This is a genomic window from Collinsella intestinalis (assembly GCF_902364775.2).
In the GTDB taxonomy this organism is placed as follows: Bacteria; Actinomycetota; Coriobacteriia; order Coriobacteriales; family Coriobacteriaceae; genus Collinsella.
This window is the reverse complement of the sequence record NZ_CABJEU020000001.1, coordinates 770,465-788,298: the sequence shown is the minus strand read 5'-3', so window position 1 is coordinate 788,298 and position 17,834 is coordinate 770,465. Positions and strand designations below refer to the sequence as shown.

The window sequence follows — 17,834 nt, the reverse complement described above, 5'->3', positions numbered from 1 at the left end:
GCTACTCCGTCTCGCCGGGCCTGGCGCCGCGGGAGAGGGCGTCCTGGTACTGCCTCATGGCGTGCATGCGCTGCTGCGGAAGCAGGCGCTCGAACATCGTCTTGCCGTGCAGATGGTCGATCTCATGCTGCAGGCACACGCAGAACAGGTCACCGGCGGCCTCGTAGCGAATGCACTCGCCCTCGAGGTTGTAGGCCTCGACCACCACGCGGTCGGGGCGACGGATCTCGCAATTGATGCCCGGAATGGACAGGCAGCCCTCGTTGTAGGGCACGAGGTTGTCGGACTGCTCAACGATCACGGGGTTGATGAGGACGTAGGGGTCGTAATCTTTCTCGGAGGTGTACTCGGTGTCCACGATGGCGAGCTGGATGGTCTCGCCCACCTGCGGAGCGGCCAGGCCGCAGCCGCTGTTCTCGAACATCTGGACCTTCATGCGCTCCACCAGGGCGCGAAGGTCGGAATTGATCTCCTCGACCTCGGCGCACTCCTGGCGCAGACGTGGGTCCGGCGACAGAACGATACCGTTGATCTCCATGGTCTTCCTTTCATACGCGGGCGCAAACCCGCACGTATTCACCGTGTTCTATAGTACCCGCATTGCGCGGCGAGGTGATGGGCGATATGTGCGCGCGAAGCATCTCCACCGGCGCCGCTACATGAGGTCGTAGGCGTCGACGTCGACGGCGATGCTCACGCCGGGACGCGTGCCTGCGCGCGAGACCGCCGCGGAGAGAGCCCCGGATAGGTCACAGCCGAGCGGCGCCTTGACGATGATGTGGAATCGATACCGGTCCTTTGCCCGCTCGATCACACACGGCGTAGGGCCCAAGATCTGCGGGCGGCTCAGCAGCTCGCGAGACGAAAACTCAACGCCGGCACTCCCCGTCTCGACCACCGGGTGCAGCATGGGCGCCGCGTCCAAGCCAAACTCGACGCGCAGTTCCTCTGCGATGCGCATGACCAGACCTCGAGCCGCGCGCTCATCTTTGCCCCACACCAGCACGTTGGCGAGCCGCACATACGGCGGGTACAGGGCCTCACGGCGCATACCCAGGTCGTGCTCCGTGAACACAGAGCGGTCGTGCGTCTTGACCGCTCGGATGACCGGCTCATCGGGCAGGTACGTCTGGATGATCACGCGGCCCGGGTCCTCACCGCGACCGGCGCGGCCGGCGACCTGTTCGAGCAGGTCGAACGCGCGCTCCCCCGCGCGAAAATCGGGCATCTTGAGCGCGTAGTCGGCGTTGATCACGCCCACGAGCGTCACCTCGGGGAAATCTAGACCCTTGGCGATCATCTGCGTGCCGAGCAGCACCGCGCACTCGGCGGCGTCGAACTGCTCGAGCAGCTTTTGGTGGGCGCCCTTGGTGCGCGTCGAATCGGCGTCCATGCGAATCACCGCCACGTCCTCGGGCAACAGCGCTCGCAGGGCATCCTCGACCTGCTGGGTTCCCAGCCCCATTTTGGCGAGGTAGCGGCTCCCGCACTTGGGGCAGGCGCTGCCGTACTCGGGGTACGGCCGCACGCGATACGAGGAACCGCAGGTGTGGCACTCGAGCGTGTGAGTGCGCTCATGGTAGGTGAGCGCCGTGGAACAGTGCTTGCACGTGGGCACGCACCCGCACTCCCGGCACATGAGAAAACTCGCGAACCCTCGACGATTATGGAGCAGCACGGCCTTCTGGCGCCTCTCCACCACCTCGTCGAGCGCATCGAGCAGGGGCTTCGAGAAAATCGACCGGCTGCCGGAGGCGAACTCGCGCCTCAGGTCGGCCACGATGACCTCGGGCAGGCGCGCCGTGCCTGGACGCTCGGGCATCTCGACCCGGGTCCAACGGGCGCCGCCGTGCGAGCCGGCCTCACAGCGGGCGAGTGCCTCAGCCGACGGCGTGGCGGATCCCAGCACCAGGGCGCACCCATGGAGCTGCGCCAACTTGGCAGCCACCTCGCGAGCGTGGTAGCGCGGGCTGCTTCCTTGTTTGTAGCTCTGCTCATGCTCCTCGTCGATGACGATGAGGCCCAGGTCGGCAAGCGGGCAGAAGAGCGCCGAACGAGCGCCCACCACCACGCGGGCCGCACCCGAACGCACCATATCCCACTGGTCCAGACGCTCACCCGCGGAAAGGCGCGAGTGGAACACCGCCACCGCGTCGCCGAAACGCGAGCGGAATCGACCCACTGTCTGAGCCGTGAGCGAGATCTCGGGCACGAGCACGCAGGCCGAGCGACCACGTGCCAGAACGCGCTCGATGGCGGCCAGATACACCTCGGTCTTGCCGGAGCCGGTCACACCGTCCACCAGGACCACGTCACCGGACGCGGCCTCGGTCGCCCGCGCAATTGCGGAGAGGGCGTTTTGCTGTCCGGCAGTGAGCTCTTTGGGAGCAGATGCGTTCGCGGAGGAAAGCGTGGTGGAGCCCTCGCATCCGCGCCAACTACGGCGCTCCTCCACCGTCACCACGCCGCGCTTCTCGAGCGAGCGAATCGTGGCGGACAGGTCGCCGTTCATGAGATTGAGTTCGCGCGTGGTGACCGGTCCGCAGGAAAGCGCATCGATGAGCTGGCGCTGGCGCACCGCGCGCTCGGCGGGCTCGAACGAGCGGCCCTCCTCGGTGAGGCTCACCCAACGCACGGTAACGGACGTGACGGTCGGCGGTTCATACACATACGAGCCATCTTCCCGCCGCACGACCTTGCCGGCACCGCCCGGGGGCAGCAGCAGGCGCAGGCACTCGGAAAGCGGTGCCACATATTCGCGGCTCATCCAAAACGCGAGCTCGGCAGAGGCGGCAGAGAACGCCGGGGCGGCAACGACCTCGCGCACAGGCTTTGTGCGGGACGGTTCGAGACCCTCCGCACCCGGGAGCTTTCCCAGCGACTCGGAGCGCGCGACAACGTACCCCGCTTCGACGCGCCGACCAAACGGAACGAGAACCGTGGCGCCCACCTGGCAGGCCTCATTCAGGACGAGGGGCACCCCATACGCAAAGGGCTCGGACAGTGCCCGCGCCGGGATGTCGATCACCACGGAGACGTAGCCTAAAACGGGTCCGGACACTACCGGCGCCCCGCCTCCCTCGGGCGCGACGCCTCCCAGGGGGCAAAGGGCGCCCGCTTGCGCAGACGCCCCCTGATCAGCCGTATTCAGTTCGGGAAAGAGCGAATCTTGGCCCCTCATGCGAAATTGGCTACTCGGCCAGCCCGCAGGCGGCGCGGAGCTCTGCCACGCGGTCGGTGCGCTCCCAGGTAAAGTCGGCGTCCTCACGGCCAAAGTGACCGTAGGCAGCCGTCTTCTCATAGATGGGACGACGCAGGTCCAGATCGCGGATGATCGCGCCCGGGCGCAGGTCGAACACGCGCTTGACGGCCTCGGTGATCGTGGCCTCGTCGACCACGCCGGTGCCGAACGTATCGACCATGATGGACAGCGGGTAGCTCACGCCGATGGCGTAGGCGAGCTCGATCTCGCAGCGCTCGGCCAAGCCGGCGGCGACCACGTTCTTGGCGACCCAGCGGGCGGCATACGCGGCGGAACGGTCCACCTTGGTGCAGTCCTTGCCGGAGAAGGCGCCGCCGCCGTGGCGACCCATGCCGCCGTAGGTGTCGACGATGATCTTGCGGCCGGTGAGGCCGGTGTCGCCCATGGGGCCACCCACCACGAAGCGACCGGTGGGGTTCACGTAGAGGTCCGCGCCCTCCCACGGGATACCGGCGGCCTCCATGACGGGCGCGATCACATGCTCGCGCATGTCGGCCTCGATGATGGCCATGTCCTCGATCTCGGGCGAATGCTGCGTGGAGATGACGATGGTCTCGACGGCGACGGGCTTGCCACCCTCGTAGCGCACGGTGACCTGGGTCTTGCCGTCGGGGCGCAGGTACGGCAGCGTGCCGTCGTGGCGCACCGCGGCGAGGCGCTCGGCCAGGCGGCTGGACAGGTAATGCGGCATGGGCATGAGCGTGGGCGTCTCGTTGGACGCGTAGCCGAACATCATGCCCTGATCGCCCGCGCCGATAAGGTCGAGCGGGTCGGTGGTGCGGCCGGCCTGGGCGTCGAAGGACTCGTCCACACCCTGCGCGATGTCGGGGCTCTGCTCGTGGATGAGGTTGAGCACGCCGCAGGTGTCGCAGTCAAAGCCGAACTTGGCGCGGTCGTACCCGATGCGGCGGATGACCTCGCGTGCGATGTTCTGAACGTCGATGTAGGCCTCGGTGCGAATCTCGCCGGCAACGATCACAGTGCCGGTGGTGACAAAGGTCTCGCAGGCGCAGCGGACGTTCTCGAGCTTGGCGGGCTGTCCGTTGGGCGCCACGTAGCCCTTGGTCTCGAGCTCGGCCTCCTTAGCCAGGATGGCGTCGAGCACGGCGTCGGAGATCTGGTCCGCGATCTTGTCGGGATGGCCCTCGGTAACCGACTCGGAGGTGAAGACGAAGGAATCTGCGCCGAAGTCGGTGGCGCGAGCCGGTTCCGTGGTGGAACGATTCTCAGTTGGCATAGGTGCCCCTTTCATGATTGAACCCGGCGACCGTTACCATTCCGCCGGGCATGTAGCTGATAGATTGTACCGCGCATGCGCTTTTCGCGCGCATCGTCAAGCGAACAACATGCGAACGCTATAATGGCTCTGTTTGAACGTATGCCTTTTGCAATCACAAGGAGCATGAGTATGAGCGATTCCGTCCGCGTCCGCTTTGCGCCCTCGCCCACCGGCAAGCTGCACATCGGCGGCGCCCGCACCGCCATCTACAACTGGGCCTTCGCCCGTGCCAACGGCGGCACCTTCATCCTGCGCATCGACGACACCGACCCGACCCGCTCCACCGACGAGAACACCCAGATCATCCTGCGCGCCATGCGCTGGCTTGGCCTCGACTGGGACGAGGGCCCCGAGGTCGGCGGCGATTTTGGCCCCTACTCCCAGACCGAGCGCCTCGACCTCTACAAGCAGACCGCCGAGCGCCTGCTCGCCGAGGGCAAGGCCTACCCCTGCTTCTGCACGCCCGAGCAACTGGCCGCCGACCGCGAGGCCGCCCAGGCCCGCAAGGACCCGTTCCAGGGCTACCAGCGCCGTTGCCGCGACCTCACGCCGGAGGAGGCCCAGGCCCGCATCGACGCCGGCGAGCCCTACGTTTTGCGCATCAAGGTGCCCGAGAACCGCGGCAACGTTGTGATCAACGACGCCGTCCATGGTGAGGTCACCTTCGACGCCAAGGAGCTCGACGACTTCGTCATCTTCCGCTCCGACGGTACCCCCACCTACAACTTCGCCACCGTGGTGGACGACGCACTGATGGGCATCACCCACGTCATCCGCGGCGACGACCACCTCTCCAACACCCCTCGCCAGGTCATGGTCTACGAGGCCATGGGCGCGCCGGTGCCCACCTTCGCCCACATCTCCATGATCCTGGGCGCCGACGGCAAGAAGCTCTCCAAGCGCCACGGCGCCACCTCCGTGGAGGAGTATCGCGATGCCGGCTTCCTGTCCGACGCCTTTGTGAACTACCTGGCGCTGCTCGGCTGGTCGCTCGACGGTGAGACCACGGTCATCCCGCGCGACGTGCTCGCCAGCAAGTTCAGTCTGGACCGCATCTCCAAGAACCCGGCGACCTTCGACCCCAAGAAGCTCGACTGGATGAACGCCGAGTACATCAACGCGATGGATGACAAGACCTTTGCCGACGAGATCATGCTGCCCCAGCTCATCGAGGCCGGCCTGATCGACGAGGGATTCGAGGCTGATGAGGCCTGGGTCGACGCCCTGGCCGCCATCGTTCGCCCGCGCACCAAGATGCCCGCCGACGCCGCCGCCGTTGCAGCACCCGTCTTCAAGACCGCCGAGACGCTCGAGTACGACGAGAAGTCCGTGGCCAAGGGCCTTGCCAAAGAGGGTCTTGGCGCCGTGCTCGACGCCGCAAAGACCGCGCTCGAGGCCGTGACGGACTGGACGCCGGAGAACATCGACGCCGCCCTCGAGCCGCTGCCCGAGGCGCTCGACGTGAAGAAGCGCCTCGTCTTCGGCGCCGTGCGCGTTGCCGAGTGCGGCAACATGGTGAGCCCGCCGCTGGGCGAGACCATGGCGCTCATCGGCCGCGACGACTGCCTCGCCCGCATCGACCGTGCCCGTCCGATGGCGCTCTAGTCGACCTGACCGGGCCGGCTCCCACCCCCCCTCGCTCAGCTTCGCGCTGCCCAGAAATCGCTCAGGGGGAATGGGAGCCGGCCCAACGTTTATCTGACCCAAACCATCGGGCGGGCATGGACGCCGCGGTGTTGAACATGCGTTGAAATCCCGCCGGACTATCACCGAGATATAACCGAAGTCACGTTCCGAGGGCCCATTTGTGACTTTGGTTGCACCTCAGGGGACCATCGTGTGACTTTGGTTGCCTTTGGCGCGCCCGGCGTAAGATCGACGAGACTCTGGCAGCCAGGTGAACCCCCTCGTGATGGGCCCGCATGTGACACGAGTGGGTACCATGTAAACGAACAGCGCCTCTTTAAACGAATAGAGCCTCTTCGAACGGAGCCCAACATGCCCGCAAAGCCGCAATCGTTTGCCACCACCTCCGCGTTCGAGGTGCTCGGCCCCATCATGGTGGGACCCTCGTCCTCGCATACCGCCGGGGCCCTGCGCTGCGCACAGGTCGCCGCATCGCTGCTCGACGGGCGCATCGTGCGCGTCACCTTCACCCTGTGGAACAGCTTTGCCCACACCTACAAAGGGCATGGTACCAACCGCGCACTCGTTGCAGGCGTGCTCGGGCTCGATACGGACGACGAGCGCATCCGCGACGCGTTCACCCTGGCGGAGGAGCGCGGACTCGCCTATGAGTTCGTCATCGGCGGAGATGACGCGTCAATCCACCCCAACACCGTTGACATCCACCTCGAGAGCGAGACCGGCTCCATGGCGGACGTCCGCGGCGAGAGCCTCGGCGGCGGAAAGATGCGCATCAGCGCCATCAACGGCGTGCACGTCGAGATCTCGGGCCTCTACACCACGCTCTTCGTCGCGCACCGCGACGCCCCCGGAGCGCTCGCATCGCTTACCGGCGCGCTCGCCCAGGCGCAGATGAACATCGCCTTTTGCCGCACGTACCGCACCGAGGCGGGCGGCCAGGCGTATTCCGTCTTCGAGACCGATGGCGCCCCCCAGCGCGACGTGCTGCCCATCGTCCGCGCACTCGACCTGGTGAACTACGCCACCTTCATCGAGCTGCCCGGATCGGTGACCGCGCTCGGACCCGGAATCTCGGTCCCCGATCTCTTCGACGACGCCGAGCAGCTACTGGCCGCCTGCCATGAGCTTGACCTGAGTATTGGCGGGGTCATGCGCGTGCGCGAGGAGCGGATGGTCGGTGCCGAACGCGCCGCCGCGAATATGCGCCGCGTGATCGAGGTCATGCGTGACGAGACCACCGCCACACTCGCCCAGCCGCAACGCTCCCTCGGTGGCTTCCTCAATGGCGAGGCGCAGAGAGTGGACCACAATAGCGCGGCGTATGCACCGAGCCTTTTGGGCGACACGCTCACCGAGGCGGCGGCACGCGCCATGGCCGTCCTCGAGCGCTCCGCCACCATGGGCGTCATCGTCGCGGCACCTACCGCGGGCTCCGCCGGCGTCGTCCCCGGCTGCGTCCTCGCCGTGGCGCCCTTGCTCGCCCAGAACAGGGATGAGATCAATGAGATGATCGCCGAGGCGCTTTACTGCGCCGCTGCCGTGGGCCTCATCCTCTCCACAACCGCATGCGTCGCCGGCGCCGAGGGCGGTTGCCAAGCCGAGGTCGGCTCCGCCGCCGCCATGGCCGCAGCCGCGCTCGTGCAGATGCACGGCGGCACGCCCGAGCAGGCGCTCGACGCCGCCACCATAACCATCTCAAACATGCTCGGCCTGGTATGCGACCCGGTGGGCGGCCTTGTGGAGGTCCCCTGCCAGGCTCGCAACGCCCAAGGTGTTGCCGCGGCGTTCACGGGTGCCCAGCTCGCTTTGTCTGGAGTGCGGTCGCTCGTTCCCTTCGACGAGATGGCCGCCGTCATGTTGCAGGTAGGGCATGCGCTTCCCGCGACCCTGCGCGAAACGGCAAAGGGAGGCATCGCCACCGCCCCCAGCGCCCTATCCGCCTGCGCGCGTTGCGGCATGTGCTCCTAGCGTGCCTCAATCGAGGACACGCCTCAAATGGGGACAGGCACAAATTGAGACGCACCTTGAGGCCTGAGGCGTTTCGCCGAAAAGGCCTCAATTTGTGCCTGTCCCCCATTGAGACATGACACATCTGTCACGGGCGGCAGCGCGTCCGCACGGCGCGCTATAATGGCGAAACGCCGATTTACCTGTGAAAGAGCAGCATATGCCGGAGATGCCGAACGCGCCAACAAGTCAGTCGTATAACAACAGTGCACACGTCACCGCCCCCCTGCCCATCGGTGGTCGGACGGCGGGGACCAGCGGGGCAAAGCGCGGAGCGTCATCCCACGCCGCCCACAACGCTCCCAACCACGCCAAGGAGCCGGCAAAGAAGCATGGCGACAAGAGCCCCCGCAGTCACAAGGGCGCAGCGGCGCTCGGCGTCCTCTGCTGCCTGCTCGTTGCCATCTATGGCGGCGGCGTCTTCGTGTTCTCTCGTACGTGCTACCCAAACACCAAGGTCGCGGGGGCCGACCTCTCTTGGCTTGACCGGGACAGCTCGGTCGCCCGCGTGCGCGATGCCGCCGAGGACTACGCCCTCGAGGTTTCTGGCGACGGCTTTGCCTGGACCTACGAGGCCGAAAACGCAAATGAGGTGATCGACGCCGCCCGTGCGGTCGACAACGTCATGGCCCATAACGAGCCCGCACTATGGCCCGCGCGACTGGCTCGAGCCCTCATGGCCTCTCCCCAAAAACCCGCGAACGCGACATCGGCCAACGCGCAATCCGGCAAACTACCGGAGCTCGACAAGATCGAACTGCCCAAGACATTCGATCGCGATGCCTTCCTGGCCAGCCTCGACGCGGCGATCGATGAGTTCAACGCAACGCGCGTGGGAACCTTCGATGCGGCCGGCGCTTTCGATTCCGAGGCCGGTTCATTCACCCTCTCAAAGGCCCTCTCCAACCGTAAGCTGGATAAGGACGCCATCGATCGCGCGGCTCTTGTGGCCGTGTCGACCCTCGCCGCGCGCGTCGAACTGACCGAGCGCAGCTTCACTCCCCTTGCCGGCGGCGCCACGGAGCAGGAACTTCAAAATGCGATCGACCGTGCCAACGAACTCATTGGAACGAACGTCAACCTCAAGATGGGAGGCTCCGTCGTCTCCACGCTCGACGGCATGCAACTCGCCCAGTGGATCACCTTCGACGATGCGCTGAACCCAACACTCAGCACAGAACCCGTGGGTCAATGGGTGCGCGAGCTCGCCAAGACGCACATCGACACCGTGGGCAGCGAGAGGACCTACACCCGCCCCGACGGCAAAACCGTCACCGTGAGCGGCGGCACCTATGGCTGGATGAGCGATGAGGCGAAACTCGTGCAATTGCTCCAAGACGCCGTATCCAACAAGCAGGTCGGCGATATCGAGATTCCACTCAAGCGCTCCGCCGCGACCTGGAGCGGCATGGGCAAGCCCGATTGGGGCGCCTATTGCGACATCGACCTGACCGAGCAGCACGCGCGCTACTACGACGCAGCGGGCAACCTCGTTTGGGAGAGCGGCTGCATCACGGGCAACCCGAACACCGGAAATGCAACCCCAACGGGCGTCTTCAGCCTGAATACCAAGACGCGCAACTCGACCCTCATCGGCCTCGACGAAGACGAGGACGGCGAGCCCGACTACAAGACCCCGGTCGCCTACTGGATGCCGTTCGTGGGCAACGCCATCGGCATGCACGACGCCACCTGGCAGTCCGCCGCAAGCTTTTCGAATCCCAAGGCATACACCTGGACGGGAAGCCACGGCTGCGTCAACCTGCCCCCCGACCGCGCTGCAGCGCTATTCGACATCATCTCCAAGGGCGATTGCGTGATCGTCCACAACTAGCCGTGCACACCCCCGCACCCCCGCGCCGCACGCGCTGGCATGCAAGGCGAAACCCCATCTGGAGGCACATATGACCACCCGCATCCTGCTCGTCGAGGACGATCCGCTCATCGTCGACGCCCTCACCGAACTCCTCACGAGCTCGGGCTACAGCGTCGACACCGCCGACACCCAGGCGCGCGCCATCGAGCTCGCCACGGGCGCGGGATCCGCCGGCACTTATCAGCTCGTACTGCTCGACGTCACCCTGCGCGAGGGAAACGGCTTCGCGGTGTGCGCCGCCGTGAAGGAAACTTCGCCGGACACGCCGGTCATCTTCCTCACCGCCTCGGATGACGAATTCAACACCGTGACGGGCCTCACGATGGGTGCAGACGACTACGTTGCCAAGCCCTTCCGGCCGCGCGAGCTGCTCGCCCGCATCGCCGCGACCATCCGCCGCTCGCAGCCGAGCAGGCGCATCGTCAGCCTCGGCGATATCCGCATCGACACCGATCGCGCCTACGTCGAGCGCAAGGGCGTCGAGCTCACGCTCTCGGCGCTCGAGTACCGCTTGCTGCTGCTATTTGCCACGAATCCCGGCAAGCTCGTCTCGCGCGATATGATCCGCGACGCCCTGTGGGACAGCGCGGGCACCTACATCGAGGAGAACACGCTCTCCGTCTACATCAAGCGACTCCGCGACAAGATCGAGGACGACCCGAGCCGACCCGAGCTCATCCAAACCGTCCGCGGCCTTGGCTACAAGGCGAAGGGATAGTCCATGTTGAGGAATCGCGAGGTACGACGCGCACTTATCGCATGCCTGCTCGTCACAGCGCTCGGGACGGTCGCCACGTACCTGGTCACGCGCTCCATCATGCTCGACGCTCTCGGCGGCGCGCACATCGTCACCGCCTCCATCAACGAGGCGGCTTCGATGGTGGCATCGGAAGCCCCCGCCGCAAACGCCGCCCTGTTCGCCGCCATATGCACGCTCGTCACCGGGCTGATCGTCACCGTCATCTTCATGATCCTTACGAGCCGGCGCTACCGCGCCCTGGCAAAAATGGCAGCCAACCTCGACCGCGTGCTGGCGGGCGAGCGCGACATCCGCCTGCGCGACATGAGCGAAGGCGAGCTCGCCATCCTCTCGAGCGAAATCGACAAGGTCATCGCGCGGCTCAACCTCACCGTCGACGAACTGCAGGCGGAGAAGCTCGCGCTCTCAGACGCACTCGCCGACATCTCCCATCAGCTCAAGACGCCCCTCACCTCGATCGCCATTTCCACCGAGCTCATCCGCGACCGTCTTTCCGCGCGGGGCGATTCCGAAGATCTGGTCGACCGCCTGCGCCTCATCCAAACGCTGCAGGCCCGCGTTGAGGACCTGGTGGCCGCCCTGCTCAAACTCGCCCGCATCGACGCCGGCGTGATCAAGCTCGTTTGCGGAGCTGTCGACGCGCGTGAACTCGTGCGCAAGAGCTTCGAGCCGCTTGCCATCGCCTTCGATATCGCAGACGTGCGCTTCAGCGCCGACGTGCAGGATGGAGCCTCCTACGAGGGCGATCTCACGTGGAGCGTCGAGGCCCTCGAGAATATCTTGAAAAACTGCATGGAGCACACCCCGGCCGGAGGATGCGTGAGCGTGCATGTCACCGAAGACGTCCTGGCATGTCGAATCCGCATCGAGGACACCGGACCGGGCATTGCCGAATCCGACCTCCCGCACATCTTCGAGCGCTTCTACCGCGGTTCGCGCGATGCAAACGCCGCGCCGAGCGAAGTCAACCCCGCCGGAGTCGGTATCGGGCTCGCCCTCTCCAAGAGCCTCGTAACGGCGCAGGGAGGCACCCTCACCGCCGAGAACCTTCGCGACGAGAACGGCAGCGTCACCGGAGCGGCCTTCAACCTGGTGTTCTTCAAGGCCGTCGTGTAGCAGCAACGGTGGGCGGGGCTATATACACTCCGGGGCGTGGTTCCGCTTCGCTCCACAAAAACGCCCCTACGGTATATAGCCCCGCCCACCGCCCCTTCACTGCCATGAAATAATGGAACGGATGCAGACAACACATGCAATCCAGCCAGACATCCCATATGGACAATATGAAGCCCCTGTTCGACATGCCGATTAGCTCAAACATGGCCAAAGCTCCTTGTTACAACGAGCCGCCCGAGGGGCCGGCATATACCGTAGGGGCGTTTTTGTGAGCGAAGCGAACCACGCCCCGGAGCGTATATGCCGGCCCCTCGGGCGCACGGGAACCATGGAGCAGCCTTCATGACGTATCTGTCACATTGCGGTCATGGCAGGGCAAGGTCATTCGTCCAGTATCGTTGATAGGAATCTAGCTGGCGAAAGGACGGCCATGAATATCCTCAGCATCGAACATCTCACGCGCGTGTACGGCACGGGCGACACGGCGGTAACCGCGCTGAACGACGTGAGCTTCACCGTCGAGGCCGGCGAATTCATCGCCATCATCGGCAGCTCGGGATCGGGCAAATCGACCCTTATGCATCTCATGGGTGGTGTCGACCGCCCCACGTCGGGCACCGTCAAGCTGCAGGGGCAGGACATCTTCGCCCGCAACGACGAGCAGCTCGCCGTGTTCCGCCGCCGCGAGGTGGGCCTCATCTACCAGTTCTACAACCTCATCCCCGTCCTCGACGTGGTGGAGAACATGACCCTGCCGGTCCTGATGGACGGACGCTCCGTCAACGAGCAGCGCCTATCGGCTCTTGTGCGCGCCCTCGGCCTCACAGGCCGCGAGCACTGCCTGCCCAATCAGCTCTCCGGCGGCCAGCAGCAGCGCGTCGCCATCGGCCGCGCGCTCATGAACGCCCCCTCGGTCGTACTCGCCGACGAGCCCACCGGCAACCTCGACTCCAAGAACTCCGCGGAGATCATGAGCCTGCTGCGCACATCCAATAAGAAGTTCAAGCAGACCCTCATCGTCATCACACACGACGAGGACGTCGCCCTCATGGCCGACCGCGTGATCGCCATTGAGGACGGGCGCATCGTCCGCGACGAGCGGAGGGCATAAGATGGCCGAGGACACCCGCACCACCACGTCTGCAGGCGCAAACGCCGCACAGGGCGCCCTCCCCCGCAGGGGCGTGTTCTGGCGCTTTGCCGCACGCTCCCTCAAGCTCAATCGCTCGCGCACCATCGTGTCCATCATCGGCATCGCGCTCTCCTGCGCGCTCATCACCGCGATCTTCACGAGTGTGGCCACGCTCTACGAGGGCCTACTCAAGGCCGAGATCGTGACCGAGGGCGCATGGCAAGTCGAACTCGTGAACGTACCCGAGGATGAAATCGATGTCGTGCACGCCGATCCTCGCGTCACGCGCAGCTATGATCGCATCTCCTACGGCGATGCGATCATGCCGAAGAGCTTCGAGGGGTATTGGGGACGCTACCTCAGCGTCCAGGAATGGCCCACGGCCGACAAGGTGAAAGGCCTCAAGCCTCTCCCCCACATCGCCGAAGGGCGTGCCCCCCAGGCGCCCGACGAGATCGTGCTCACCCACAATCTCAAGGGCCTGACCGTCGAGAACGGCAGCTGGCTCTACGATAACCTTCCCACGACCGGCAGGGACGACGACGTCCCGCGCGCGGCATGGGACGGGGGCCTGGAAATCGGCAGCGTCATCGACCTCGCACTTGGCGAGCGAACCTTTGTCGACGCCGAGTCTGGCCAGGAGGCGCCCTGCCTGTACGACGAGTCCCTGTACACAACGGAAAGCGAAGCGGGCGATGTCATCAGCGAGTACCTCGCTAACCCCGGCGAGGTGAAATCCTACAAGGTAGTTGGCTTCTATGCCCCAGAGGGAATCAGGAAGGATGACGTGTGGGGACGAACGGGGCCCGGCTACCTCGGGTTTGTCTCTTCTCCCGATGTCCCTGTGCGCACCACGAGCATCTACCTCACCACGAACCTGAAGAGCCGCACCGAAATCGATGGGCTCATCGAAGACTATACCGGCAACCCCCACGCCATCTTCAACGGTGGCGGCAACCGAGACGACATCGAGAACATGGAGGGCCAGACCGGGGCATATTCGCATGATTCCCTCATGCGGTATCAGGGCATGACCGATGACCGCTCCATCTGGGGAACCCTTTACACACTCGCCTTCATTCTCTCTGCCGTCGTCATCGGCGCCTCCATATCCCTCATATACAACTCGTTCGCCATCGCCGTCTCCGAGCGCACCCGCCAATTCGGCTTGCTCTCCTCGCTCGGTGCCAGCAAGCGACAGTTGCGTCGCACCGTATACGCCGAGGCGAGCATGCTCGCAATCATCGGAATTCCCATCGGCCTCTTGGTTGGCCTTGCGGGGACCTTCGCCGTGTTCACCTTCGCCGGCGAGGGCATCGGGATGCTCATCGACCAGGAGGCGTTCGCGAAGACCGGCTTCAGCACGATCGCCATCAATCCCGCAGTGCTCGCCCTGTCGGCTTTGCTCGCCATCATCACCGTCTTCATCAGCGCTACGATCCCCGCCTGGCGCGCGAGCCGCATCTCGGCCGTGGACGCCATCCGCGGAAGCCGCGACGTGCGCATCTCTCGACGCGAGCGCCGGGAGATGCGGAAAAACCGCCGCGCGGGAGCCCGCGGCACGTCCTTCGGGCGCGTCTTTGACAACCTGCGCCTGCGCACTGCGGGTGTGCCCGGCCTCCTCGCCCACCGCAACCTCACGCGCGCTAGCGCGAAGGGACGTGTGGCCGTCGCCTCCCTGGCCGTATCGGTCGCGCTCATCATCATCTCGGGCGGCATCTCGCATTACCTGAACTATCTCACGCAGGTCGTCGACAACGGCGGCAGCGACATCGAGGTCTCGCTCAACAGGCGGCTGGAGCTCGACGAGACGACATCCGACGGGCTGAAGGAGATCGAAGACGCATATCGGGCGCTCGCGACAGTCGATGGGGCGACCGGAGAGGGGTACATGCTCCTCACGTCCCTCTGCGCGAGCTTCGAACCCGGCATGATCGATTACGGCGAGCTCTCAAGCCAAAGCGAGCACTACGATATGCCCGACCGAGGCATGACCGACGACGGCACCGTCTACGCCCCCGCCTCCGTCCTGTTCCTCGATGACGCATCGTGGAATCAGATCCTTGAGGAGAACGGCCTCGACCGCAAGCGCTTCGGGGACCCAAAGAACCCTGTCGCCGTGGCGCTCAACGGAACCCAGTCCAACGACGGGAAGCGCTATTCAGTACGCGACCTGTTCTCCTCCACGGGCACCGCGAACCTCCTCACCAACATCGCATCCGTCGACAACGCCATGTTCGTCGAGGCGGGCGTCGATGACGGGGAGCCCGTCGCCCGATATGAGGGATACGGAGAGGGGGACGAAGCCCGATTCGACGAGAACGGCGAGCCCATCTACGACAAGGTCGCGCGTCCGCTCGACGAGGTGCTCCTGGACTCGTACGAACTGCCCGTCGGGGCGATTGTGAAGACATTCCCCTCGCCCATCAAAGCATATGCATCCATCTGGCCGACGCTCGTCCTCCCCGTGAGCGCGCTGCCCACACTCGCCGCGAGCTCCGAGGGCATCATCGATGACAAGGATGTGAGCAGCCTCGCCACGCCATTCGCCTTCCACAGCGAGGAGGGCACATACGGCAACACGATGTACGCGTATCTATCCTTCGGCGCCGAAGACGCACGCGCCGCCGAAATCGGCATGAACGAGATCATCGCCGACAAGATCACCGGCAGCAAGTGGTACCGCACATATCTGTCGAACAACGCTGAGAACGCGCGCGCCGAGCGGCTCATAGGCGAGACCGTGCAGCTGTTCATCAACTGCTTCATCCTCATCACCGGTGCGATCGCCGTCGCAAACGTGTTCAACACGCTCACGAACTCGATCATCCTGCGCCGTCGCGAGTTCGCCATGCTCAAGAGCATCGGCATGGGACAGCGTGCGTTCTGGCGCATGATCGCGCTCGAGTGCTTCTCATACGCCTGGAGGGGGTTAGCCATCGGCCTGGCACTCGGCGCCGTCGTCACCTTCTTCATTTACCAGGCGATGATGATGAGCTTCGAGGGCCTCGGCTTCGTGGTGCCGTTCGGCTGGGTCATCGCCGCCGTCGGCGTGGTGATCGCCGTGCTCGCCGTCTCGACCGCGTATGCTCTTCGCAAGTCCTCCAGCGGCTCCATCGTGCAAACCCTGCGCGAAGACGCGATCTAGGCGCCATCCGACTCACCTCAATTGAGGGACAGTCCCCCAATTGAGGTGGCAACCTCAAATCAGGTCCATCCCACCGAAAGGAAGACCCATGTCCGATACCAACCGTGAGAACGACCCGATGGACGAGTTCCTGAGCACGCTCGGCGACGAGCCGCAAGAGACGAAGGTGCTTCGCGTTCCCGAAGTCATCCCCACCATCCAAGGCGACGCGACGAACACGGAATCCAACGCCGGGACCGACGGCCACACCCCACTTGAGGGTTCCGACGCCGAGGCATACGCCGCCCTCAAGGCGAAGCGCGCCGAGCGCCGCCGCAAGAAGCTCGTGCGCCGCGGCATCGTGATCGGCGTGGCGGCCGTCGTCATCGGCGGCGGGGCCATTGCCATCAACATCCTGGGCAAAGAGCCCGAGCAGATGATGGAGGCCGTCACTGATTTTGCCGTCCAGGGAGATTTCGAGACTATCGTCGACGCCAAGGGAACGTTGCAGCCACTCTCCGCCACCGTCATCACACCCGAGGTGGGCGGCCAAATCGAGAGCGTCAACGTCGTTGCCGGCCAGACGGTCAAAGAGGGCGACGTCCTCATGACCATCAAGAACCCCGAGCTCGACCGCGCCGTGGCAGAGGCCGATCGCGCGCTGCGCCAGGCCCGTGCCGACCTCGCGGCCGCACAGCAGGCGCTCGCCGAGGCAAAGCAACTCGCCTCCCAGCCCACCGCCGATCCCATGGCCGGCCCCGCGGGAGACGTCGCCGGTGCGCAGCAAGCGGTGAACGCCGCCCAAGTCGCAGTTGAATCCGCACAGGCCGCCTACAACGACGCCGCCGCAAAGGCCGCCCTGCGCACCGTAAAGGCCCCTGCCGCGGGCTCCATCGTGGCCATGAACGCGCAGGTGGGCGCCGATCTCGGCGAGAGCTTGGGCGGCGCGGGGACGAACGGCCCGCTCATGCAGATCGCCGACCTCTCCAAGATGAAGGTCACCATCCAGGTTGAGGAGGAGGACATCGCGAGCGTGGCTGTCGACCAGACCGCGACCATCTCCTGCCCTGCCTTCCCCGACCTCTCCATGACCGGACGCGTGACGGGCATCGCCTCCATCGCAAGCGGTGACGGCGCCCAGATGTCCTACGACGGCATGGGCGGCTCCCCCACCTTCGCCGTCGACATCATGATCGACGCGCCCGACCCGCGCCTCAAGCCCGGCATGACCGCCGAGGTGTCCCTCACCACGCAGAAGCTCGAGAACGTCGTGATGGTGCCCATGACCGCCCTGCTCACCGATGACGGCGAGACCTACTATGTGAACCTCGAGACCGATTCCGAGACGCACGCCACGGAGCGCCTGGACGTGCGGGTCGTAGCCAAGAACGACGACTACGCCGTGGTCGGCAAGCCCGCCGACGCACCCGCCGACCAGAATTCCGACATGCCCGAATCCCCTCTCTCCGATAGCGACGTACTCGTGATCGCGGGCGGCGCCATGCCGGAGGACGAGATGATGGATGGCGGCGCATCCGGCGGCGGCATGGAGGTGCGCTAAATGGTAGAGAGCCCCTTGACGATCCCACGTGGCACACCGGCGACGCCCGATACCGGCGCGGCGCCCG

11 protein-coding genes are annotated in these 17,834 nt (G+C 65.3%); 8 read left to right on the top strand and 3 right to left on the bottom strand.

What is annotated here, in order from left to right:
* Position 1 precedes the first annotated feature (1 nt).
* The 3 genes from def to metK all read right to left on the bottom strand — a co-directional run bounded on the left by def (position 2) and on the right by metK (position 4,499).
* Positions 2-538: a peptide deformylase gene (gene def / locus FY258_RS03350; RefSeq protein ID WP_118103110.1), complete on the bottom strand. Its 537-nt coding sequence runs from the start codon at positions 536-538 to the stop codon at positions 2-4.
* 117 nt (positions 539-655) lie between these two features.
* The gene (gene priA / locus FY258_RS03345; RefSeq protein WP_118103108.1) at positions 656-3,181 is read right to left on the bottom strand and encodes a replication restart helicase PriA; all 2,526 of its coding nucleotides are present in this window, start codon (positions 3,179-3,181) and stop codon (positions 656-658) included.
* A 10-nt stretch (positions 3,182-3,191) separates the two neighbouring features.
* A complete protein-coding gene (gene metK, locus FY258_RS03340; RefSeq protein ID WP_118103106.1) occupies positions 3,192-4,499 on the bottom strand; it encodes a methionine adenosyltransferase in 1,308 nt (435 codons plus the stop codon).
* Positions 4,500-4,670: 171 nt separating this feature from the next.
* On the opposite strand from metK, the gene gltX reads away from it, so the two are divergent.
* From gltX to FY258_RS03300, 8 genes are all read left to right on the top strand, one after another.
* The gene (gene gltX, locus FY258_RS03335) at positions 4,671-6,146 is read left to right on the top strand and encodes a glutamate--tRNA ligase (RefSeq protein WP_118103104.1); all 1,476 of its coding nucleotides are present in this window, start codon (positions 4,671-4,673) and stop codon (positions 6,144-6,146) included.
* A 393-nt stretch (positions 6,147-6,539) separates the two neighbouring features.
* Positions 6,540-8,156 (top strand): L-serine ammonia-lyase, iron-sulfur-dependent, subunit alpha, encoded by a 1,617-nt coding sequence (gene sdaAA / locus FY258_RS03330; protein WP_118103102.1) that lies wholly within the window; start codon positions 6,540-6,542, stop codon positions 8,154-8,156.
* A gap of 199 nt (positions 8,157-8,355) precedes the next feature.
* A complete protein-coding gene (locus FY258_RS03325) occupies positions 8,356-10,029 on the top strand; it encodes a L,D-transpeptidase family protein (RefSeq protein ID WP_118103100.1) in 1,674 nt (557 codons plus the stop codon).
* A gap of 70 nt (positions 10,030-10,099) precedes the next feature.
* Complete coding sequence (locus FY258_RS03320; protein WP_118103098.1) at positions 10,100-10,789, top strand: response regulator transcription factor; 690 nt, start codon at positions 10,100-10,102, stop codon at positions 10,787-10,789.
* Positions 10,790-10,792: 3 nt separating this feature from the next.
* A complete protein-coding gene (locus tag FY258_RS03315; RefSeq protein WP_118103096.1) occupies positions 10,793-11,947 on the top strand; it encodes a sensor histidine kinase in 1,155 nt (384 codons plus the stop codon).
* A gap of 430 nt (positions 11,948-12,377) precedes the next feature.
* Positions 12,378-13,058, top strand: coding sequence for an ABC transporter ATP-binding protein (locus tag FY258_RS03310; protein WP_118103092.1), 681 nt, complete (start codon positions 12,378-12,380; stop codon positions 13,056-13,058).
* 1 nt (position 13,059) lies between these two features.
* Positions 13,060-16,227 carry an ABC transporter permease gene (locus tag FY258_RS03305; protein WP_118103090.1) on the top strand — a complete coding sequence of 1,056 codons (3,168 nt, stop codon included), beginning with the start codon at positions 13,060-13,062 and terminating at the stop codon, positions 16,225-16,227.
* Between the two features lie 88 nt (positions 16,228-16,315).
* Positions 16,316-17,767, top strand: coding sequence for an efflux RND transporter periplasmic adaptor subunit (locus FY258_RS03300; RefSeq protein WP_118103088.1), 1,452 nt, complete (start codon positions 16,316-16,318; stop codon positions 17,765-17,767).
* The last annotated feature ends 67 nt before the right edge of the window (positions 17,768-17,834 follow it).

Excerpts from the sequence above, each read along its gene's own strand:
- def (WP_118103110.1), bottom strand. The coding sequence starts at position 538 with ATGGAGATCAACGGTATCGTTCTGTCGCCGGACCCACGTCTGCGCCAG.
- priA (WP_118103108.1), bottom strand. The coding sequence starts at position 3,181 with ATGAGGGGCCAAGATTCGCTCTTTCCCGAACTGAATACGGCTGATCAG.
- metK (WP_118103106.1), bottom strand. The coding sequence starts at position 4,499 with ATGCCAACTGAGAATCGTTCCACCACGGAACCGGCTCGCGCCACCGAC.
- gltX (WP_118103104.1), top strand. The coding sequence starts at position 4,671 with ATGAGCGATTCCGTCCGCGTCCGCTTTGCGCCCTCGCCCACCGGCAAG.
- sdaAA (WP_118103102.1), top strand. The coding sequence starts at position 6,540 with ATGCCCGCAAAGCCGCAATCGTTTGCCACCACCTCCGCGTTCGAGGTG.
- FY258_RS03325 (WP_118103100.1), top strand. The coding sequence starts at position 8,356 with ATGCCGGAGATGCCGAACGCGCCAACAAGTCAGTCGTATAACAACAGT.
- FY258_RS03320 (WP_118103098.1), top strand. The coding sequence starts at position 10,100 with ATGACCACCCGCATCCTGCTCGTCGAGGACGATCCGCTCATCGTCGAC.
- FY258_RS03315 (WP_118103096.1), top strand. The coding sequence starts at position 10,793 with ATGTTGAGGAATCGCGAGGTACGACGCGCACTTATCGCATGCCTGCTC.
- FY258_RS03310 (WP_118103092.1), top strand. The coding sequence starts at position 12,378 with ATGAATATCCTCAGCATCGAACATCTCACGCGCGTGTACGGCACGGGC.
- FY258_RS03305 (WP_118103090.1), top strand. The coding sequence starts at position 13,060 with ATGGCCGAGGACACCCGCACCACCACGTCTGCAGGCGCAAACGCCGCA.
- FY258_RS03300 (WP_118103088.1), top strand. The coding sequence starts at position 16,316 with ATGTCCGATACCAACCGTGAGAACGACCCGATGGACGAGTTCCTGAGC.